This is a genomic window from Natronosalvus halobius, from assembly GCF_024138145.1.
Taxonomy (GTDB): Archaea; Halobacteriota; Halobacteria; order Halobacteriales; family Natrialbaceae; genus Natronosalvus; species Natronosalvus halobius.
Window position 1 is genome coordinate 1,908,346 of sequence record NZ_CP099997.1, and the last position, 18,663, is coordinate 1,927,008.

Consider the following 18,663-nt stretch of genomic DNA (forward strand, 5'->3'; position numbering starts at 1 on the left):
GGCTAAAATCGACGTTTTAGCTTACAAGAACGGACCGATATTAGAACGGGAGGCCGAACTCGAGATAAAACAGCGCGAGCAGGCCGGCACACGTCGCGAACGTCACCGCGAAGACGGGCTTGCTCCACTCGAGGACGGACTTGCCGTCGAGCGGCCCGAAGGGGATCATGTTGAACGCGGCCAGGAACAGGTTGATCAGGACGCCCATGTGCCCGATTTGCTGGAGGAGTGCGGGTCCCTCGAGCGCCCGCGTCCCGACGAATACTGGCAAGAAGAGCCCGGCCAGGACCAGGTTCGTCACCGGGCCGGCGACCGAGATCAGCCCGTTCTCGCGGTAGGTGATCTGCCCCCGGTGGTAGACGGCGCCCGGCGCGGCGAAGAGAAAGCCGATCAGCGCACTCATGATCGCCAGAAAGAGCATCTGGTAGTCGGCTCGAAAGGCCGCAACCTGGCCGAAACGAACCGCGACGACCTTGTGAGCGAGTTCGTGGAGCAAGAACGCGACGCCGACGGTGACGAAGCTCAGCGCGATCATCATCGCGAAGTGGCCTGGCGAAGCCAGTCCGAGGTGGATGGGGGCGAGCAGGAGGGCGAACGCGACGCTCAGGACGATCCACGCGAGTGCCAGGTCGAACAGTTCCCGATCGGTGAATGTGAGCGGGGAGGGTCGCTCGTAGCTCACGAGAGGACCTCGTAGATCAGCTCGAGGCTGTTCTGGGCGCCCCTGATGAGTTCGTTCATCAACGCGTCGACCCCGCCGAGTTCACCGCCCGCCAGCCACGGTAAGACGACCAGCGGGAAGAGGAACGTCGCGATCATGCTCCCGACGTTCGTCAGCGCGACGATCATGATGAGTCGGAACAGCGGCACGTCGAACATCTCCTCGATGGACTCCGTGATGGGTTTCGACGTGTCGCCGATGATGGTGTTGAGCGTCCTGATGTCCGTGACGTTCACCGGGCGGTACCGGAGTTCGACGTACCCGGCGAACCAGCCGGGAGCCAGCAGCGGGTTGATGCTCGTGAGCCAGGCGATGGCGCCGCCGACGCCGGCGCTGGTCCAGCGTGCCCCGGCCAGGCGAGCCAGCGTGAACGCGAAGACGCCGTTGAACAGGAACCACGCGAGAAACACCTTGAGCAGGAAGATGTCTCGGACGCCGGCCATCAACAGGAGGAAGAAGAAGCCGACGAACGCGACCATCACGAGATAGCCGATGACTTTGAAGATCGAGAACCGACGACTCGATGCCGTTCCCGTGATCGACTCCATGGACGGCAAGGTCTCGGGCGCCGCGAGGTAGCGTTCGATACCGGCCTTGTGGCCGGCGCCGACGACGGCGACGACGTCGTATCCCTGCCCTCTGAGCGTGTGGAGTTTGTGGGCGATGAAGGCGTCTCGCTCGTCGATCAGCGCGTTGGCCCCGCTCGGACTGAACCGGCGGAACTCCTCCATCATGGCGGCGACGACGTCCCCGTCGGTCATCTCCTCGATGTCGATCTCCTCGATGTTCTCGACGTCCGACGTGAGCGCTTCGAGCAGGAGACCGACGGCCACGCCGACGGCGACGCCGATCCCGAGTCCGACGAGTCCGCTGACGATGCCACGAATAGCGAAGTCCCCGGCCGCCTCGAGCGCGGTGGCGTCGAACGGGCCGACGAACGTCTCGGTGGCGACCAGTACCCCCATTCCGACGACGCCGAGCATGGCACCCGTAACCACCCGGAGCGAGGACCCGCTGAGCAAGCCACCGGTGTACTCTCCCGCGTGCTCGAGCGACGGGAGAAAGAGCAATCCGACGAACAGCCCGCCGATCAGCCCGATGCCGAGCGCCCCCACGTACTGGAGCATCGTCGGATTCGTAATTCCGAGGCCGAGTGCGCTCTCGAGGCCGGCCGTGGTGGCGAACAGGGTTCCGAAGAGGAGTCCGAGGGCGAGACCGAACACCCCGCCGAATGCGACCGAAAGCGTCCGGGGGTCGGTGACCCCGAGGGCGAGCCCGCCGACCATCTTGAGCTTCTCGGTGCCGGTGAGACGTGCCCAGAACCGTTGGATCGTCACCTGGATGTCCCGGTCGACGAGGGCGACGCCGTGGCCGTTTCGCTCGGCCGCCTCGATGGCCGCCTTCATGTCGGCGCCGGGTTCGACGTCGAACTGTTCGCCGAGGCGAGACTGGACGTACGAGAGCATCCAGTAGGCCAGAAACTGGAAGACGGTGTTGCCGCTCAGGAGATCCTTCGCTTCGATGTCGTCGGGCGTGCCGCCCTGCATCTGGCGGTACCGCCCCTCGTCGAGTTCGACGGCGACGACGTCGGGGTCCTCGCGGTCGATCGTCTCGTGGACGTCGTCGACGCTCCGCTGGGAGACGTGGGCCGTCCCGAGAACGTGAATCGAGCCACGACTGCGTTCCGGTGGTTCGGGCGGGTCCGGAACGGTCGCGTCACCTGCATCGCTCATTGTCGGGGTAACTCGCTCACGGCTTTTACCAGTATCGAAGGGGGACGAAATGTTCCTCGAGCAGTGCACGGACGCAGCCGACGTCGGTTCCGAACCCAACCGTTCCTGATCACCGTCGACGACCACCGGTCAGTGCGGCCACCTCGAGAAGCAGCGCCGGAAGGACGAGGCCAAGCACGGCGATCCCCGCCAGACGGAACGTCAGGCTGTCGATCGACCGCGCGGCCAGCCACGCGAGACCGAGCATAGCGGTAAGAACGAGGCCGCCGACGAGTAACTGACCGGGAATCCCGAGCCATCGACGAAGGGTTCTGTAGCTGTCTCTATCTCTGCCACTGTCTCGAGTACCCATTAGTTCGTTCGTCTCGAGTCCGCACGCGACCGTCATAAGTGCTGGTGCTGAGACTCGAGGCACGTCTCAGGTGATCGAACCCGATCGAAAGAAACTGATTCCCCGGCGGAGAAGCCAGCAGCGATGACCGCGCTCCTGGAGACGTTGATCGAAAATCGCGAGATGGTCCAGCCAAATCACTCGAACAACCTCGAGACGGCCCACGGGGGGAACGTCATGCTCTGGATGGACGAAATTGGGGCGATGTCGGCGATGCGGTTTTCGGGCGAGACCTGCGTCACAGCCCGGGTCGACCGAATGAACTTCGAGCGGCCGATCCAGGTCGGCGACGTGGCGTTCATCTCGGCGTACGTCTTCGAGGCCGGGCGGACGAGCATAAAGACGCGACTCCGGACCTACCGCGAGGACCTCCGGACGGGCGAGCGCGAGAAGACGACCGAGTCGGTCTTCACGTTCGTCGCCGTCGACGACGCCAGCCAGCCGACGCCGGTTCCGGATCTGACGATCGAATCCGAGCGCGGCGAGCAGTTGCATCGAGAGGCCCTCGAGTACGATACTGGCGATCGCTGAGCGGTCGGTGACACGGACCGCGTCCATACTGGGAGGTCAGTACCGGACCACCCATCGCCCCACCGACGGAACGCGACCGACGCTACTAACCCGACGAGCACCGTCAGCCCCGACGATGAGAATCGCGATCACGGGTGGCACCGGATTCGTGGGGTCACACCTGGCTCGACGCCTCGGCGACGACGGGCACGATCTCGTGCTGATCGCTCGAGGGGTTGACGAGCGAAACGTCGACCTGCTCGAGCGTGAGAACGTCGAATTCGTCCCAGCCGCCGTGACCGACGAGCGGACGCTACGCGAAGCGTTCGTCGACTGCGAGGCCGTGGCGCATCTCGCCGGGATCAATCACGAGCGCGGGGCACAGACGTACGAGGCCGTCCACGTCGACGGGACGAGGAACGTCGTCGAGGCGGCGACCGACGCGGGCGTCTCGAAACTCCTCCTCACGAGCTACCTGCGCGCCCGTCCGGACTGCGGGTGGGCGTACCACCAGTCGAAGTGGGAAGCCGAACGAATCGTCCGCCGATCGAGACTCGAGTACACGGTCGTCAAACCCGGCGTGGTCTACGGACCGGGGGATCGGATGCTGTGGGGAATCGCCCGCTCGCTCGCGACCGTCCCGGTGTTTCCGCGTGTCGGACTCGGCGAGCGACGGATTCGGCCGGTCGCGATCGAGGACCTCGTCGACGTGCTGGCGGCGTCGATCGTCGAGGATCGGCTCTCGGAGACGACGGTCGCCGTCACGGGCCCGGAGGAACTGACGGTCGCGGAACTCGTGAAGCGTGTGGGCGACGCAATCGGACGGAATCCTATCGTCGTCCCCGCGCCGGTTCGGGCACACCTCGTCTCGGCCTGGGCTCAGGAACGGATTCTCGAGACGCCGGTCGTGACGACCGCCGGCGTCCGAATGCTCGCCGAAGAAGCGACGGAGCCGGCGCCGAAAGCCGTGTGCGATCCCTTGCCGGAGGTCCTCGAGCCAACCCGGCCGTGCTCGAGACGGCGAATCGAGGCGGGACTGCCACAACTCGAGCCGTTCGGCGTCGGAGATCTCCGGTGGCCCTGACGATCCAGGACGATCCGTCGAGTCCGAGTTCGCCCCTTCCCCGCCCTTCAGATCCTACGGAAACCGAACCGTCTCGTCGACGGGATCGATCTCGACCCGACCGCCGATGGGGATCGGTACCGTCGGCCACGCGTGCCCGAACTCGAGTCCCTGCACCACCGGCGCGTCGGGGTTGTACTCCGCGAAGACGTCCGCGACGACCTCGCGCTGTTGCTCCCGGTAGGTTTCGCGCCACTCCGGCGGCCGGTCCTCCTCGTGTGACCGTGACGCGGGTCGACCGACGAGGACCCCTGAAAACCGCTCGAGCAGGCCCCGTTCACCCAATGCGCGCAACACGCCGGCGACCCACTCGGGAACGGGGACCTCCTCGGAGGTCTCGAGCGCGAGCACGGCCCCCTCGAAGGCGTCATCCTCGGGGAGGTACCGGTCCGCGAGGAACTGCTGGTCGATGATCTCGAGACAGCCACCCCAGACCCGTCCGGAGACGGCGTCGTTCCCGCCCGACCAGTGCCAGCCGTCGCTCGCTTCCGTCTCACGTGGCTCCTCGAGGGCCTTGGGATCGGCCCAGTTGCCGGGCTGGTCGGTGAATCGCTGGGCCGGTTCGACCGTCCCGATAGAATCCTCGAAGAACGCCCGTTCGGCGTACTCAATGGTGTGATCGAACATCTCGCCGTCCATCGCCAGTTCGACCATCACCGCGGGGCCGTAGAACGAGACGATCCCGAGGTTCCACAGGTACGTCGCGAGGTTGGTGTTGTCGCTGTAGCCGTAGAATCGCGTTGGGTTCTCGCGGAGGACGTCCGGCTCGAGGTGTGAGAGCATCCGGATCTGGTCGTTGCCGCCGATAACGGCAATTACCCCGTCGACGTCGGGGTCCGCGAAGGCGTCCATCACGTCCCTCGCTCGCGATTCGGGGTTCTCGTAGAGTTCCTCCCGGCCCATCTCCGTGGTCGGATACTCAACCGGCTCGAGGTCGAAGACGGTCCGCAGGCGCTCGAGTCCCAGTTCGTAGACGTGAGGTGCCTCGAGTGCGGGATTCGACGCCGGGGCGACGACGGCGATCCGGCTTCCGCGCTCGACCGGCGGTGGCGTGACGAACTCCTGATCGTCCATAGGTGTGACTGTGCCGGTCGGCTCAAGAAACTATGCCAGGGTTGCGAGGAGATAGCACGGTCCGGGTCAGCCGAGCAGGTCCTCGAGTTCCGCCAGCGAATCGAGGACGTACGTCGGCTCGAGGTCGGCGGCCGCGACATCGGCGCGACTCGCCACACCAGTCGTTACGAGCGCAGTGTCCGTGCCAGCCCGCATGCCGAGTTCGATGTCCGTATTCAACCGGTCGCCGACGACGAGGGTTCGCTCCGGGCTGCCCTCCAGACCCAGGCGCTCGAACGCGGCGTCGGCCGCGATTTTCGAGGGCTTGCCGAGGATGCCGTCGACCTCGCGGTCCGCAACCGCCTCCATTGCGGCGATGATCGTTCCGGATCCGGGTACCATCCCTCCGTCGGTCGGAATCGTCACGTCCGGGTCCGTCCCGTAGAACGCGTCTGCGCGCTCGAGCGCCGTCAAAGCGTGGCCGAGGTCGTCGTAGGTCAGGTCGCGGTCGATCGAACCGAGGACGACGGCCGCCTCCCGCGGGTCGTCGATCACGGCGAGCGAGGATTTCTCGAGCAACGTCTCGAGTCGCGACTCCCCGACGACGAAGACGGACGCCTCCGGGTGCGTATCCGCGAGAAACTCGGCAGCGACGGTCCCGGACGTGAGCACTCGATGCGGGTCGACGGCGAGGTCGTGCGCCGACAGTCGCTCCTCGTAGTGGGCCGCCCCGCGGGTCGGGTTGTTCGAAAACAACAGGCGGTCGCAGCCGGCGTCGTCGATCGCTCGGATGCCTACGGTCGCACCCGGCAGCAGTCGGTCGCCGCGGACGAGAGTCCCGTCGACGTCGAGGATCACCGCCTCGTAGCGCGTCATGGCCGGCACCTGGCGCGCGAGCGTGTTGAGCCTTCGGGTCTCGGTGTTCGCGCTGGCGCGAGATGGCTGTACCAATCCTTATTCACACCCCGGCCGTACCATCGGCCATGACACTCGAGGTCGAGCCCCCGGATCCGCCCGAACTCTCCTACGTCGACCCCAACGAGTACGAGGACGCGACCGTCGTCGGCGAACCCGACGACATCGACTACCGCCGCGAGGAACTCCAGGCGTTCCTCGAGGAGGGCGCCTGGAAGGAGGCTTTCGACGCTTGGCGCGAGGACGCCGACCTCGAGCCACGAGCGTTCGAGATCGCGACCGACCTCGGCCTGTTCGCCCAGTTCGACTTCTTCTGGGACGACTTCGCCGACCGCGTCGGCTACCACGCGCCGGGCATTCCCGAGGACTGGCAGGAGACGGAGTATCACCCAGCACTCGATTCCTGGGGCACCGTCTCCTCGATCAACGCCGAACTCACGGAGTTCGGGCAACTGGTCTGTGAGATCCTCAAGGACGACTACATCGACTGGGAAGCCGAGTACGAGCCGCCGGAGGACCTACCGGACTTCTAGACGCTCGAGTCGGCCACTCACAGGTCCGAGAAACACCGAGAAACAGACCGCGAGGAACAGCGACCCGGGATCTACGGAAACCGCGCCAGAAACGTCAGGAAGACGTCAGCGGAGTTCGGGCGCGACCTCCTCACCCAACCGATAGATGCACTCGCGCATGGCCTCGGTGTCGGTACCTGGATGGTACGTCCGGAAGATCACGTGGACGTCGTCGCCCAGCACCTCCCGATGCGTCTCGAGTTCCTCGGTGACCTGCTCCGGCGTGCCGAAGATCGCCTGCTCTTTCAGTTCCTGCTTGCGCTCTGCGGGGAGTTCCTCAACCGATTCGCCCGAGAAAATCTCGGCGTACCGTCGCTGAATATAGAGGTACCCGTCTCGCATGGTCTCCCAGGCCGCCTCGCGGGAGTCGCCGACGAAGCCGTGCTTGATGACGTAGATGCCGAAGTCGTCGTCCAGTCCTTCCTCCTCGCGTACGTTTCGAATGTCCTGGACGCGCTTCTCGAGGCCCCGGAGCGAGAGCGACGAGGGCGCACACCAGGCGTCGGCGGTGCGCGCGGCCCGCCTGACGGCTGGTTTGGCCTTTCCGCCGAGCATAATCGGCACGTCGCCGCCCGGTTTTGGCGTGACGGTCACGTCGGGGGAGACGTCGTGAAATTGCGCGTCGTACTCGAGCGGGCCTTCGGACCAGGCAGCCCGACACAGGCCGACCTGGTCGGCCAGGCGCTCGACCCGTTCCTCGCGGGGGATGCCGAAGGCGTCGAACTCCCGAGGATTGGAGCCGATGGCGAGTCCGAGGGTCATCCGCCCGCCGGAGAGCAGGTCGACGGTCGCGGCGTCCTCCGCGAGGCGCACGCCGTCGTACAGCGGCGCGAGGGCGATGCAGGTCCCGATTTCAATGTCCTCGGTCGCGGCGGCGAGCGCACCAAGGGTTGGCATCGTTGCCGAGAGGTAGCCGTCCTCGGCGAAGTGGTGTTCGGAGACCCACGCGCTGTCGAGGCCGGCGTCGTCGATTGCCCGGCCAAGCTCGAGGACCTCGTCGTAGAGCTCGCTCATCGAGCGGTCGTCGTCCGGCCGCTGTTGGCACGTGAACAGCCCGGTGCCGAGTTGCATGGTGGAAAAATTGCACGAGGGAGGTAAAGTCGTTTCTACACGACGGCGTCTATTCACGACGTAGGACGCTCGACGCTCGACGCACGACGGACAAATGGTGATCGACGACTACTCGTGACCGACCCTGTCGTGGAAGGACGCATCGCCCGCTCGAGCCAGCGTGCGCGCGACGCGAATCGGCTCCGGGCGGCCGCCTTCCGGCGTAAACGTCTGGACGAACGACGCGGCCCGGTCGGCGTCGAGACCAGCCGTTCGAACGTAGACGGTCTCTGCTCCGTCCGAATCCGCCCCGTCCGAACCCATCTCGTCCGAACCCATCTCGTCCGAATCCATCTCGTCCGAATCCATCTCGTCCGAATCCGCCCCGTCCGAAGTCATCTCGCTCTCGAGGCGAACCGATCGCCTCGGCGGGAGCGACCGATACCGCTCGAGGCGCATCTCGAGTGCCTCGCCGGAAAACGCCTCACGGAGGCCCGGTTCGAGGCCGTCGCTCTCCTCGAAAGTGACCGCGACGACGGGAACGCCCGTCCGATCGTAAATCGCCTCCAGGTCGAGCAGGTTGTACCAGGCGGGAGCGACCGCGCCGACGAAACAGACGCGAACGTCCGGACGCTCGAGACCGGTGACGAGTGAGACGATCGCATCAGTCGCGTCGAGGCCACCGACGGTACACCGGTCGAAAATCGCGCCATCGAGCACGCGGTCGGCGCGGACGACAACCCCGGCGAGCGTGCTCTCGTCGGCCCCAGGACGGTACGACTCGGCGATGCCGAGCGCTCGCGTCCCGGGTTTCAGTTGCATCGCGGTCCCCTCCAGTGAACTGACGCGCTAGTTACGGTCTTTGATGTCCTTGAGCCGATCGAGCAGTTCCTCGCTCGAGGCGCCGTTTTCGAACTCGATACTCCCCTGGTGGTTGGTTTCGTCCGACTCCACCGCATCGTTCTCGTCAAAATCCGTATCGACGTCTCGTTGTTCGGACTCGTCGTAGCTTCCGAACCCCATACGGAGTAAACTACAGGCCGAAGCTAAATAAGAATGCTGGCACCAGAACGAGACGTTCGCCGACTCGAGCGCGTCAGTTGCTGACCGAAACTTCTCGTTCCCGTTCCCGTTCCAGTCGCTGACAGCCCAGAACCAGCGACTCGGGGAGTTCGGCGGCGTGAGAGTGAAGCGCCTCGAACACCGCGGCCACCTCCTCGAACCGCGGACCGCGGGAGGCGACGAACGGGTCCGACTCCCACTCGACGAACCCCAGGTCGTCCAGGAGCGGCAGATGGCGGTGAAAGAGTTCCTTCCGGAGCACGTTGGGGTCGGCGGGGGCGTCCGGATTGATCGCCCGCTCCGGAAGCGGAACCGCCTCGTCTCGAGGGGCGTCCAGGAGCGAGACAATGAGCTGACGCCGAGGTTCGGCCGAGAGGGCTTCGAATACGTCGTTCCACTTCCGCATCGTGTCCGTGCTGTTCTCGAATCGAACCGTTGTCATACCAACACGTTGGGGCCGATAGTACTTAAGCGACCGACCTAATCGATCGGTAGTTGATCGGTCACGAGAGCAGATAGTGGCGATAACAAACCCGTTTCGAGCGTATTGGACGGTAACGGCGGCCCTATTGCTCCCACTCGAGTCGAGCCACGCTGGTATGGTCGTTCGCTGGAGGGCCAGCGCTTTTGTCCGTCGGCATGGAGTCGGTCGTATATGGACGTCCACCACGTCACCGAAAAGGCGGACACGTTCACCTGCAACGCGTTCCTGGTCACCGGCGGGCGGACCACGCTCGTCGACGCGGGCGCGATGGACGGCGTCGTCGACGCAATCCGCGAACACACGGACGATCTCGAGGCCGTCGTCCTGACCCACCAGCACGGCGACCACGTCGCGGAACTCGAGGCTGTCGTCGACGCGTTCGACCCCACGGTCTACGCCTACGCGGATCACTCGCTCCGGACCGAGGTGCTCCAGGCCGACGAGACGGTTCGGATCGGCGACGAGGACTTCGAGGTGGTGTTCACGCCGGGGCACGCCGACGACCACGTCTCGCTGGTCTCGGCGACGACCTTGTTCAGCGGCGACGTCGTCGTCCACGACGACGGCGCGTTCGACTACGGCAGTTTCGGGCGGACGGACATGCCAGGACAGTCCCGGGAGACGCTCATCGAGAGCCTCGAGCACTTGCTCGATCGGCTTCCCGACGGCGTCGAGCACCTCTACGCGGGCCACGGCGAGGTGTTCCACGGCGATGTCAGAGACGTAATCGAGACGGCGCTCGAGCGAGCGGAGAAACGGGAGCCGAAGTATCCCGACGAGTAGTAGCCTGTTACTCGCCACGAACGAGCGGAGAGAAATCGGAGCCGAGTCGATCAGGCCGCGCGGGCTTCCTTCGCCTTCGGACGGAGGTTCTTGTAGCCGCACTTGCGACAGCGCGTCGCTCGCTGGGAGTTGCGGGCGTTACAGCGCATGCAGATCATCTTCTCGAGCGTCCGTTTTTCCGCGGCGTCGAAACTGGCCATACCGGTCGTTAGCCGGAGGGCCATATAACGGCTGTGATCCCTCGTTGGTACCACGCGAGTCTCGAGTTGTACGGGACCCGAGTTGTCGAACGGTACGCTTACAACCGGTTCGGCCGTTTCGCCGACCGTGAGCGACGACAGGGCGACGTCGATGCGAGCGACGCTAGTCCGCCGAGGGCTCCAGGCGATGGCCGTGGGCTTCGTCCTCTCGGGACTCGGCGTCGGTGCGCTGCTCGCCAGCCAGGACGACGTGGCACTCGGCGTCGTCGCCATCCCGCCGCTGGTTCTCTGTGGAGTCGGCGTCCTGTTGCTGGTGCTCGTCGGGCGTCGGGGCTCGAGAGGGAGCTGATCTGGTTCGAGATAGAAACAGACTCACGTGTCCTCGTCCACCAGGTACTCCTCCTGGACGCCGACGACTTCGCTCGAGTCCGCACACCCGGCGTACCGCCGCAGCGGTTCCTCGTTGAGTGTCAGGAACGTCTCGCCCCATCGAAACGGCTCGAGGAGGTCGCCGGCGGCCTCCTCGTGACCGAAGATGCGGAGCGCCGCGGCGAGGGCCTCCACGGTCGTCAGCCGAAACGGTCGGCCGTAGTTGATGGGATTAGCGGCGACCAGGAAGGGAAGTGCCCGGTGGACGCCCGACATCGAGAACGCGGCCTGCTCGGCGGACTCCCAGGAGCAGTCGAGCGCCACGAGTGTGTCGAGGGCGTCGTCGGCGTCCGCCGGCGAGAGCGCCTGCTCGGCGTGGGGGTTGAGCACGACGCCGTAGGGGACGGCCCGCATCGACCGGTGAAGGATCGCCCGGTCGAAGCGCTCGAGGCGCCGGGCCGTACACTTCTTCGGGTCGTCGTCGCCCTCGTAGTAGACGTGACACTCCACGCCCGGAGAGAGGGGCGTGGGGACCAAAAGGGGGTCGATCTCTGCGTTCCCGTGCGAGCGTCGAGGGCAGGGACGGGGCCGGCCTCGGACCGACGACCGTTTCAGGCCTCGTGGATCGCCTCCCCGCGATTCAGCCGTGAGGCGATCCGGAACGTCTGTTCGGCCTCGCGGTTCGTCGGGAAGTGAGCGGCCATATAGCGGGCCGTTTCGAGCAGCGGCATCCGTCGCATACGCTCGTCGACAGGGTCGTCGGCCCCTGCATCGGCCTCTCCCTCCGCCGCGAGCAGGTCGAACTGTCGGAACGCCGCCTCGACGTTCTGGAGGGTGTGGAAGCCAGCGTCCTCCCGGAGGAGTCCGCGGCCGAGCGTCTCTTTGAGGTCGGCGGGATCGCCGCCGCAGTCGAAGAACTCGGCGACGAGCCGGCCCGCCTCGTTGACCTCGCCCTCACGGTCGAAGGTCTCGAGGAGGGTCTCCAGGATCGCGTCGGGCTCTCGTCCGGTCTCGTTATCGCTCGGCTCCGGCACCGGCGCGGGCGGCGTGTTGAGGAACCGGTCCAGGTAGACGCTCATCGCGGCGTCGAACACGCCGCGGTACAGTTCGACGGCGTCGGTTCGGCGGGTCGTCTGCTGAACGGCGTTGGCGTACGTGAAGGTGTGGTGGACCGTGTTCCAGTCGTTGAACTCGTTGGCGACGCCGAACTGGGCGACCCGCGTCGTGGCTGCTCGCGTGACGACCGCGGCGAGGTCCTCGGTCGTCGCGCCGTCGGCGACGGCGTCCGCTAACGCGTCGACGATCGCTTCGGGGTCGTCGCCGAGGAGGGTCGTCTGCAAGTCAGCCGGCGGGGTCCACTCGCCCGCCTCGCGAGCGTCCGCCCCCTCCGCAGCCAGCGCCTCGAGCCCGCTCGTCTCGCTCACGTCGCCGCCGTAGACCTCCTCGAGCAGGGACACGAGGTCGACTGGCTGTCGCCACGCCGAGGACTCGTCGCTCCGGCTGGCGGTCACCAGCGGCTCGACCAGCGACGCGAGGACGTCTCCCGCGAGGTCCCAGCCGACGTGCTCGAGGGACTCGAATGCCGTGTTGGCGAAGTCCAGGACGTGGCCGGTCGTGAGGTAGGGGTGGTCCGTGGCGGCGGCGAAGACGATCTCCGCGACCTCGGCTTCGGTGTGGCCGGCCGCGACGGCCGTCCGCAGACAGCGCTCAGCGCCGTCGGCGTCGCGCACCTCGACGCACTCGCGGAACCAGTCTTTGAGGCGCTCGAGGGACACCTCGCTCGTCGAGAACGACGGCTGGTCGAACTTCGGCGGTTCGCCCGCGCAGTCGCTCGCGACGTGGCGAACGCCGGTGTAGAGCGCCCGCTTTCGGTCCTCGGGTTCGAGGTCGTCCATCACGTTGGCCATACAACCGAGGATCGTGGCCCCGGAGGACCAGCCCATGTCCCGGTAGCGAGTGGCGAACTCGAGCGTCGTCGCCATCGGTTCCGTGTACTCCACGTCGGCGTCCAGCAGGCCGATAGTCGACTTGGCGGTCACCAGGCGCAAGTTCTCCTCGAGACCCGTTTCCAGCCTATTGGCCCAGTGTTCGGCTGGCGAGACCTCGAGCGGGGGGTTCGGGTCGACGTAGACGGTGCCGTCGCGGACCTCCGTCGGATACGTGCGGACGTCGTCGGCCCACGGATCGAACGTGTCCCCGCAGGAGAGTTCGAACCGGGCGTGGTGCCAGTGGCAGGTCAGAATGCCGTCGTCGACGGTTCCCTCCGAGAGCGGAAAGCCCATGTGCGGACAGCGATTGTCGACCGCCCGGACCTCGCCCTCGTGGTAGAAGAGGGCGATGGCCGTGCCGTTCTTCGAGAGCAATTCGCGACCGCTCGCTCGCAGGTCCTCGAGGGAGACCGCCTCGACGAATCCCGAGTCGGTATCGGATGACATACGAGAACGATGGACGAGGAGTCCTAAAGGCGTTCCCTGAAATCAATTTAAGCACGGCGAACGGGAGAGACGCGTCCCTTCGCGGGGGAACGTCGTGAGCGCGGGCTCGTGAGGACGAATACGCGCTGTAACTCGAGCAACTGCTCGCGTGAAACGGGCCTCAATCAGATTCTGACGAAAACGGGTTCGAAAAGCGAATCGAAAGGATTCGAGCGCGAGCGAGGCTACTTGTGTCGCTCGAGCAGGTCGTAACTTCGCTCCCACTCGGCGTCGTCGTCGAAGTAGCGCTCCGCGAGCGGCTCCTCGGGCATCTCGCCCAGTTCCTTCTTCTGTTGCTGGTAGGACGGGCGCTCGTCGACGAAGTACCGACCCGTGAGGACGGTCCCCTCGTAGAGAGCGTTTTCCGTCTCGAACATCATCTCCTGGGCCTCCTGACGGTCGTGGATGTCGAAGTCGTAGTCGTCGGACTCCTGGACGTCGACGTACGGGACGTACTGTCGGGCGTCCTTGTTCCAGGTCGGGCACTGGGTCAGGAAGTCGATGTGGGCGAAGCCGTCGTGCTCGATGGCTTCTTTGATGATCTCTTTGGCCTGGTTCGGGTTCACCGCCGCCGTGCGGGCGATGTAGGTCGCCCCCGAGGTCAGCGCCAGCGAGAGCGGCCGAATCGGAGACTTCGCGTTGCCGTGGGGCGTCGTCTTCGACGTGTGGCCCTTCGGGCTCGTTGGCGAGGTCTGGCCCTTCGTCAGACCGAAGACCTCGTTGTTGAACACGATGTAGGTCATATCGTGATTCTCTCGAGCCGTGTGCATGAAGTGGTTGCCACCGATGCCGTAGCCGTCGCCGTCGCCGCCCGCGGCGACCACGGTCAGGCCATCGTTGGCCAGTTTCGCCGCGCGGGCGACCGGCAGCGAGCGGCCGTGGATCGTGTGGAACCCGTAGGTGTCGAGGTAGCTGTTCAGCTTGCCCGAGCAGCCGATGCCGGTGACGGTCAGGACTTCTTCCGGGGTGAGTCCTACCTCCGGGAGGGCCTGCTTCAGCGCCTTGAGGACGCCGAAGTCACCGCATCCTGGACACCAGGTCGGCTGGGGCTCGAGACCGGGTGTGAACTCGTCACGGTCGATCTCGCGTTCGTCGCCGATTGCGTTGAATGCACTCATAGTCAGTCACCTGCAGCGGGTTCGATTCGAACCTGCGCGTCCGGTTCCGCGTCCGAGCCGTCGACGTTGAGCTCGTAGCCCTCGACGATGTCGGCGGGTTCGAACGGATTGCCGTTGTACTTGAGCAGGCTGGTCAGTTTCTCGCCGTAGCGGCCGAGTTCCTTCTGGATCAGGCCGCGGAACTGGGCCGTGGCGTTCATCTCGACGACCATCGCCTGGTCGACGCTCTCGATGAACTCGGTGAGTTCGGCCTCGGGGAACGGCATCATGTCGGAGACGCCAACGGCCTTGACCGAGTGGCCCTGGTCGTTCAGGCGCTCGGTCGCCTCGACGACGGCACCCTGGGCCGATCCCCAGGTAATGATGCCGAAGTCGGCCGACTCGTCGCCCGCGTAGGTCTGGTTCGAGTCGTGCTCCTCGTCGAGTTCGGCGCGGATGGCCTCGAGTTTCTCGAGCCGTCGGTCCATCTGGAAGACGCGGTTGTCGGGGTCCTCCGAGATGTGGCCGGCCGGCGTGTGCTCGTTCCCGGTCGCCAGATAGCGCCCGCCCTTCTGGCCGGGCAGCGAGCGCGGGCTGACGCCGTTTTCGACGTCGTGCTGGAAGCGGTGGAACTTTCCGGACTCGTCGTGCGGGAGGTCCTCGAGTTCGTCCTCGGTGAGCGTCGAGCCCAGCGACGGGTCGGGTTCGCGGTCGAGGAGGCTGACGGGGACGTTCTCGTTCTCCCCGCTCAGTTTCTGGTCGTAGATGATGATCGTCGGAATCTGGTACTCGTAGGCAATGTGGAACGCCAGGCGCGTCTGCTCGTAGGCCTCCTCGATGTTAGCGGGCGCGAAGACGACGCGCGCGGAGTCACCCTGGCTCGTGTAGAGGGTGAACTCGAGATCGCCCTGTTCGGGCTTGGTGGGCATCCCCGTCGAGGGGCCGGCCCGCATCGACTCGAGCAGCACGATCGGCGTCTCGGTCATCTCCGCGAGACCGAGAGGTTCGCTCATGAGAGCGAATCCACCGCCCGAAGAGCCGGACATGGCCTTCACGCCGGCGTGGCTCGCGCCCACGGCGAGGGCCGCGGCCGCGATCTCGTCTTCGACCTGCTCGGAGATCCCGCCCATGTCGGGCAGGTTCTGGGACATGATAGTGAAGACGTCCGTCCACGGCGTCATCGGGTAGCCGGCGATGAACCGGCAGCCGGAATCGATGGCACCGTAGGCGATGGCGTTCGAGCCCGAGAGCAGCGCCTGCTCGCCCTCGTGGTCGCCCTCTGGAATGCGAAGGTCGTGCTCGAAGTCGTACTCCTCCGTGATCATGTCGTGGGCGTCGTGGAGGATCTCGAGGTTCGGCTCGAGGATCTTCTCGGGCATGGCGTCGCGCATGAGGTCCTCGATATGCTCGAGGTTCATCTCCAGGAGCGCCGCCGTGACACCGACGCCTGCCGTGTTGCGCATGACCTCGCGGCCGTGCTCTTTGGCCATCGCTCGAAGGTCGATCGGGAAGACGTGCCAGTCGTTCTCCTCGGCACGCTCCTCGAGGTCGAGTTCGGACACGTCATCCTCAGAGAGCAGCCCCGAGTCGTAAACGATGATCCCGCCCTCGTTGAGTTCGTCCAGGTTCTCCGAGAGGGGTTTGATCTCCTCGTTGCCGTAGTAGGCGCCTTCCTTCGGATTCCGGGCGAAGGAGTCACCGAGTGCGAGGAGGAAGTTGTACCCGTCCCCCCGAGACTGTACCTTGTGCCCTGCCGCGCGGATCTCGACGTAGGTGTGGCCACCGCGAATCCGAGACGGATAGTGTCGGTGGGTAAATACGTCGAGGCCCGACCGCATGAGGGCCTTCGCGAAGTTCTGACTTGTCGAGTCGATTCCGTCTCCGGAACCGCCTGCGATTCGCCAGATAAGTTCATGGTCGCTCATGGTGGATAAGCGGCCTCGGTGGCCAGCAGTATGCGGAATTTTGCTCCAGCGAACCTAAAGCCTTTGCTATAGATTACCAAGAAACTTTCGTGAAGAATGAGCATCCGCGACAGATACGCCGCCCTTTTCCGCAAGTACGTACGGAAAACGAGTTTAGAATTGTAGACAGGGGCCAGTCATATCGACGCTCGAGGACTACCACTACGGGGCGAATAGCCGATCACGCCCCACCCTCGAACGGCCTGGTCGCGACCTCGTCGTAGAGAACCGTCGACGGAGGCTCCGAGAACCAGCCGATATCGGCGATTTCGCCGTCTCGAGCACGCGGTTCGCCGCCGGCGTACTCGCCGGCGAAGATTACGATCAGGTCGTAAATCGGCGGATAATCGGCATCTATCGGACGATGTTCGATCACGTGTACCTCGAGCACGCCTGTGATCTCACACTCGACACCCGTCTCCTCTCGAAGTTCCCGACGGGCGGCCTCCCGGTAGGTTTCCTCGCGTTCTCGCTTGCCGCCGGGGTCACCCCAGCCCTCGTCGCCCTCGTTTCGCACCAGCAAAACCGCTCCGTCGGCGTTCGTCAGCCAGACGCCCGCGCCACCGAGTGCACCCTCCTCGGCCCGCCCGCACAGGCGTCGATACTGGTCGGGTGCGTGCTCCCACGTCTTGTCGACCGTTTCGAACTCGCCGTACTCGTCCCGCAGGTCGGCAACCGACGACTCGACTCGTCTCCTAGTTCGTTCGGTGACGGGGGCGGCCATCTCGCGATACTGATGGTGCCATCCAGTTAGCAATTTTGCTCGAGTGATGGGCGGTGGACGAGTACGAGTACGAGTACAAAGTGCAAACGTCAGCGAGGGCAGACGCAGGACGCGCCTCACTCGTTCCGGGGATTGGTCGGGTGGTAGTCGGTATCGTACTCGCCGGGCGTCCCATCTACCCGGTCGGGATTGATCCGGCCCGACAGCAACATGAAGTCCACGAGCGTGAGCGCGAGCATCGCCTCGACGACTGGCACCCCGCGCGGCGGGAGCACGGGGTCGTGGCGCCCGATGACCTGCGCGTCCTCGACGACCTCGCCGGTCTCCCAGTCGACGGTCTGCTGGGGTGACGGAATCGATGTGGGCGCGTGGAGAGTGACCTCGCCGTAGATCGGTTCGCCGCTGGAGATGCCACCCTGGATGCCGCCGTGGTCGTTCTCGACGGGCGTCGGGTTGCCGTCTTCGCCGAACTCCCAGTCATCGTTTCGCTCCGTCCCCGAGTACTCCCGTGCCTCCCGACCCAGCCCGAACTCGAAGGCCGTCGTCGCCGGAATCGCCATCATCGCCTGTCCGAGTCGAGCGGAGAGCGAGTCGAACCGCGGGGCACCGAGGCCGACGGGGACGCCTCGAGCCTCGAAGTAGATGCTCCCACCGATGGAGTCGCCCGCTTCCTGGTACTCCTCGATCAGGTCCTGCATCTTCACGGCTGTCTCGGGGTGGGCACAGCGCACGTCGTTTTCCTCGCTGTGCTCGAGGATCTCCTCGAAACTGGTCTCGGGCGCCTCGACGTCGCCGATCTGGTTGACGTGGGCCTTGAGTTCGATCCCCTCGCCTGCGAGCAGTTGCTTTGCTACCGCGCCTGCGGCGACCCAGTTCACGGTCTCGCGCGCAGACGAGCGCCCGCCGCCGCCCCAGTTTCGCGTACCGAATTTCGCGGAGTACGTGAAGTCGCCGTGGGAGGGTCGCGGGGCAGTGATGAAGGGTTCGTACTTCCCCGAGCGGGCGTCCTTGTTCTCGATGACGAGGCCGATGGGGGTCCCGGTGGTGTAGCCGTCCTGGATCCCGGATTTGATCGAGACCGAGTCGGGTTCGCCGCGGCTGGTCGTGATCATCGACTGGCCGGGTTTTCGCCGGTCGAGGTCCGCCTGAATGTCGTCCTCCGTCAGCTCGAGGCCGGCGGGACAGCCGGAGATCGTACACCCCATCGCCTCGCCGTGGCTCTCCCCGAAGGTCGTCACCTGGAAGAGGCGACCGAAGCGGTTGCCGTTCATAGCTGGCCCTCTGTGGCGGGCGTACTTATCGGTGCAGGATTGTGCAAGAAGGGGCGATATCGATGGTTGCCGCGGTCGATTTTCTCGAGTGGAGAACAGGGTTTCGGTCCCGAGTGCCGAATTGGGCTGAGGTCTCGGGTCTCGACCCTCGGGCTACGGGTGACTCG

Annotated in this window: 21 protein-coding genes; 5 read left to right on the top strand and 16 right to left on the bottom strand. The window is 65.4% G+C overall.

Features of this window, described 5'->3' with window-relative positions; genetic code table 11:
* Positions 1-40: 40 nt before the first annotated feature.
* The 3 genes from NGM15_RS09405 to NGM15_RS09415 all read right to left on the bottom strand — a co-directional run bounded on the left by NGM15_RS09405 (position 41) and on the right by NGM15_RS09415 (position 2,806).
* A complete protein-coding gene (locus NGM15_RS09405; protein WP_253429955.1) occupies positions 41-682 on the bottom strand; it encodes a zinc metalloprotease in 642 nt (213 codons plus the stop codon).
* On the bottom strand, positions 679-2,454 hold the full coding sequence (locus tag NGM15_RS09410) for a TraB/GumN family protein (RefSeq protein ID WP_253429958.1): 1,776 nt from the start codon (positions 2,452-2,454) through the stop codon (positions 679-681). Before NGM15_RS09410 ends, NGM15_RS09405 begins: the two co-directional genes overlap by 4 nt.
* 109 nt (positions 2,455-2,563) lie before the next feature.
* Positions 2,564-2,806, bottom strand: coding sequence for a hypothetical protein (locus NGM15_RS09415; protein ID WP_253429961.1), 243 nt, complete (start codon positions 2,804-2,806; stop codon positions 2,564-2,566).
* 123 nt (positions 2,807-2,929) lie between these two features.
* Here NGM15_RS09415 and NGM15_RS09420 point away from each other — a divergent pair, with 123 nt between their 5' ends.
* Positions 2,930-3,376: an acyl-CoA thioesterase gene (locus NGM15_RS09420; RefSeq protein ID WP_253429964.1), complete on the top strand. Its 447-nt coding sequence runs from the start codon at positions 2,930-2,932 to the stop codon at positions 3,374-3,376.
* Positions 3,377-3,491: 115 nt separating this feature from the next.
* Entirely contained in the window at positions 3,492-4,439 is a 948-nt protein-coding gene (locus NGM15_RS09425; RefSeq protein WP_253429967.1) for an NAD-dependent epimerase/dehydratase family protein, read from the top strand.
* A 54-nt stretch (positions 4,440-4,493) separates the two neighbouring features.
* On the opposite strand, the gene NGM15_RS09430 is transcribed toward NGM15_RS09425, so the two are convergent.
* Positions 4,494-5,552 carry a S66 family peptidase gene (locus NGM15_RS09430; protein WP_253429971.1) on the bottom strand — a complete coding sequence of 353 codons (1,059 nt, stop codon included), beginning with the start codon at positions 5,550-5,552 and terminating at the stop codon, positions 4,494-4,496.
* A 66-nt stretch (positions 5,553-5,618) separates the two neighbouring features.
* A complete protein-coding gene (locus NGM15_RS09435; RefSeq protein ID WP_253429974.1) occupies positions 5,619-6,407 on the bottom strand; it encodes an HAD-IIA family hydrolase in 789 nt (262 codons plus the stop codon).
* 107 nt (positions 6,408-6,514) lie between these two features.
* Between NGM15_RS09435 and NGM15_RS09440 the strand changes: the two genes are divergently transcribed.
* A complete protein-coding gene (locus NGM15_RS09440) occupies positions 6,515-6,979 on the top strand; it encodes a DUF7992 family protein (RefSeq protein WP_253429978.1) in 465 nt (154 codons plus the stop codon).
* 105 nt (positions 6,980-7,084) lie between these two features.
* On the opposite strand, the gene NGM15_RS09445 is transcribed toward NGM15_RS09440, so the two are convergent.
* From NGM15_RS09445 to NGM15_RS09460, 4 genes are all read right to left on the bottom strand, one after another.
* Positions 7,085-8,089: an LLM class flavin-dependent oxidoreductase gene (locus tag NGM15_RS09445; RefSeq protein ID WP_253429981.1), complete on the bottom strand. Its 1,005-nt coding sequence runs from the start codon at positions 8,087-8,089 to the stop codon at positions 7,085-7,087.
* A gap of 108 nt (positions 8,090-8,197) precedes the next feature.
* The gene (locus NGM15_RS09450; RefSeq protein ID WP_253438001.1) at positions 8,198-8,884 is read right to left on the bottom strand and encodes an endonuclease dU; all 687 of its coding nucleotides are present in this window, start codon (positions 8,882-8,884) and stop codon (positions 8,198-8,200) included.
* Positions 8,885-8,917: 33 nt separating this feature from the next.
* Positions 8,918-9,091, bottom strand: coding sequence for a DUF5786 family protein (locus NGM15_RS09455; protein WP_253429984.1), 174 nt, complete (start codon positions 9,089-9,091; stop codon positions 8,918-8,920).
* A 73-nt stretch (positions 9,092-9,164) separates the two neighbouring features.
* On the bottom strand, positions 9,165-9,572 hold the full coding sequence (locus tag NGM15_RS09460; protein ID WP_253429988.1) for a hypothetical protein: 408 nt from the start codon (positions 9,570-9,572) through the stop codon (positions 9,165-9,167).
* 213 nt (positions 9,573-9,785) lie between these two features.
* Here NGM15_RS09460 and NGM15_RS09465 point away from each other — a divergent pair, with 213 nt between their 5' ends.
* Complete coding sequence (locus NGM15_RS09465) at positions 9,786-10,397, top strand: MBL fold metallo-hydrolase (protein WP_253429991.1); 612 nt, start codon at positions 9,786-9,788, stop codon at positions 10,395-10,397.
* A 50-nt stretch (positions 10,398-10,447) separates the two neighbouring features.
* Here NGM15_RS09465 and NGM15_RS09470 read toward each other — a convergent pair whose 3' ends face one another.
* Entirely contained in the window at positions 10,448-10,597 is a 150-nt protein-coding gene (locus tag NGM15_RS09470; RefSeq protein WP_253429994.1) for a 50S ribosomal protein L40e, read from the bottom strand.
* Positions 10,598-10,724: 127 nt separating this feature from the next.
* Here NGM15_RS09470 and NGM15_RS09475 point away from each other — a divergent pair, with 127 nt between their 5' ends.
* The gene (locus NGM15_RS09475) at positions 10,725-10,946 is read left to right on the top strand and encodes a hypothetical protein (RefSeq protein ID WP_253429997.1); all 222 of its coding nucleotides are present in this window, start codon (positions 10,725-10,727) and stop codon (positions 10,944-10,946) included.
* A gap of 23 nt (positions 10,947-10,969) precedes the next feature.
* On the opposite strand, the gene NGM15_RS09480 is transcribed toward NGM15_RS09475, so the two are convergent.
* The 6 genes from NGM15_RS09480 to aroC form a co-directional block, all read right to left on the bottom strand.
* Positions 10,970-11,476 (bottom strand): DUF367 family protein, encoded by a 507-nt coding sequence (locus NGM15_RS09480; protein WP_253430000.1) that lies wholly within the window; start codon positions 11,474-11,476, stop codon positions 10,970-10,972.
* A 101-nt stretch (positions 11,477-11,577) separates the two neighbouring features.
* The gene (locus NGM15_RS09485; RefSeq protein WP_253430003.1) at positions 11,578-13,401 is read right to left on the bottom strand and encodes a Rieske (2Fe-2S) protein; all 1,824 of its coding nucleotides are present in this window, start codon (positions 13,399-13,401) and stop codon (positions 11,578-11,580) included.
* Between the two features lie 224 nt (positions 13,402-13,625).
* A complete protein-coding gene (locus NGM15_RS09490; RefSeq protein ID WP_253430006.1) occupies positions 13,626-14,558 on the bottom strand; it encodes a thiamine pyrophosphate-dependent enzyme in 933 nt (310 codons plus the stop codon).
* A 2-nt stretch (positions 14,559-14,560) separates the two neighbouring features.
* Positions 14,561-16,462, bottom strand: coding sequence for a 2-oxoacid:acceptor oxidoreductase subunit alpha (locus NGM15_RS09495; protein ID WP_253430009.1), 1,902 nt, complete (start codon positions 16,460-16,462; stop codon positions 14,561-14,563).
* 220 nt (positions 16,463-16,682) lie between these two features.
* On the bottom strand, positions 16,683-17,225 hold the full coding sequence (locus NGM15_RS09500) for an NUDIX hydrolase (RefSeq protein WP_253430013.1): 543 nt from the start codon (positions 17,223-17,225) through the stop codon (positions 16,683-16,685).
* 116 nt (positions 17,226-17,341) lie between these two features.
* On the bottom strand, positions 17,342-18,496 hold the full coding sequence (aroC, locus tag NGM15_RS09505; RefSeq protein WP_253430016.1) for a chorismate synthase: 1,155 nt from the start codon (positions 18,494-18,496) through the stop codon (positions 17,342-17,344).
* Positions 18,497-18,663 lie beyond the last annotated feature (167 nt).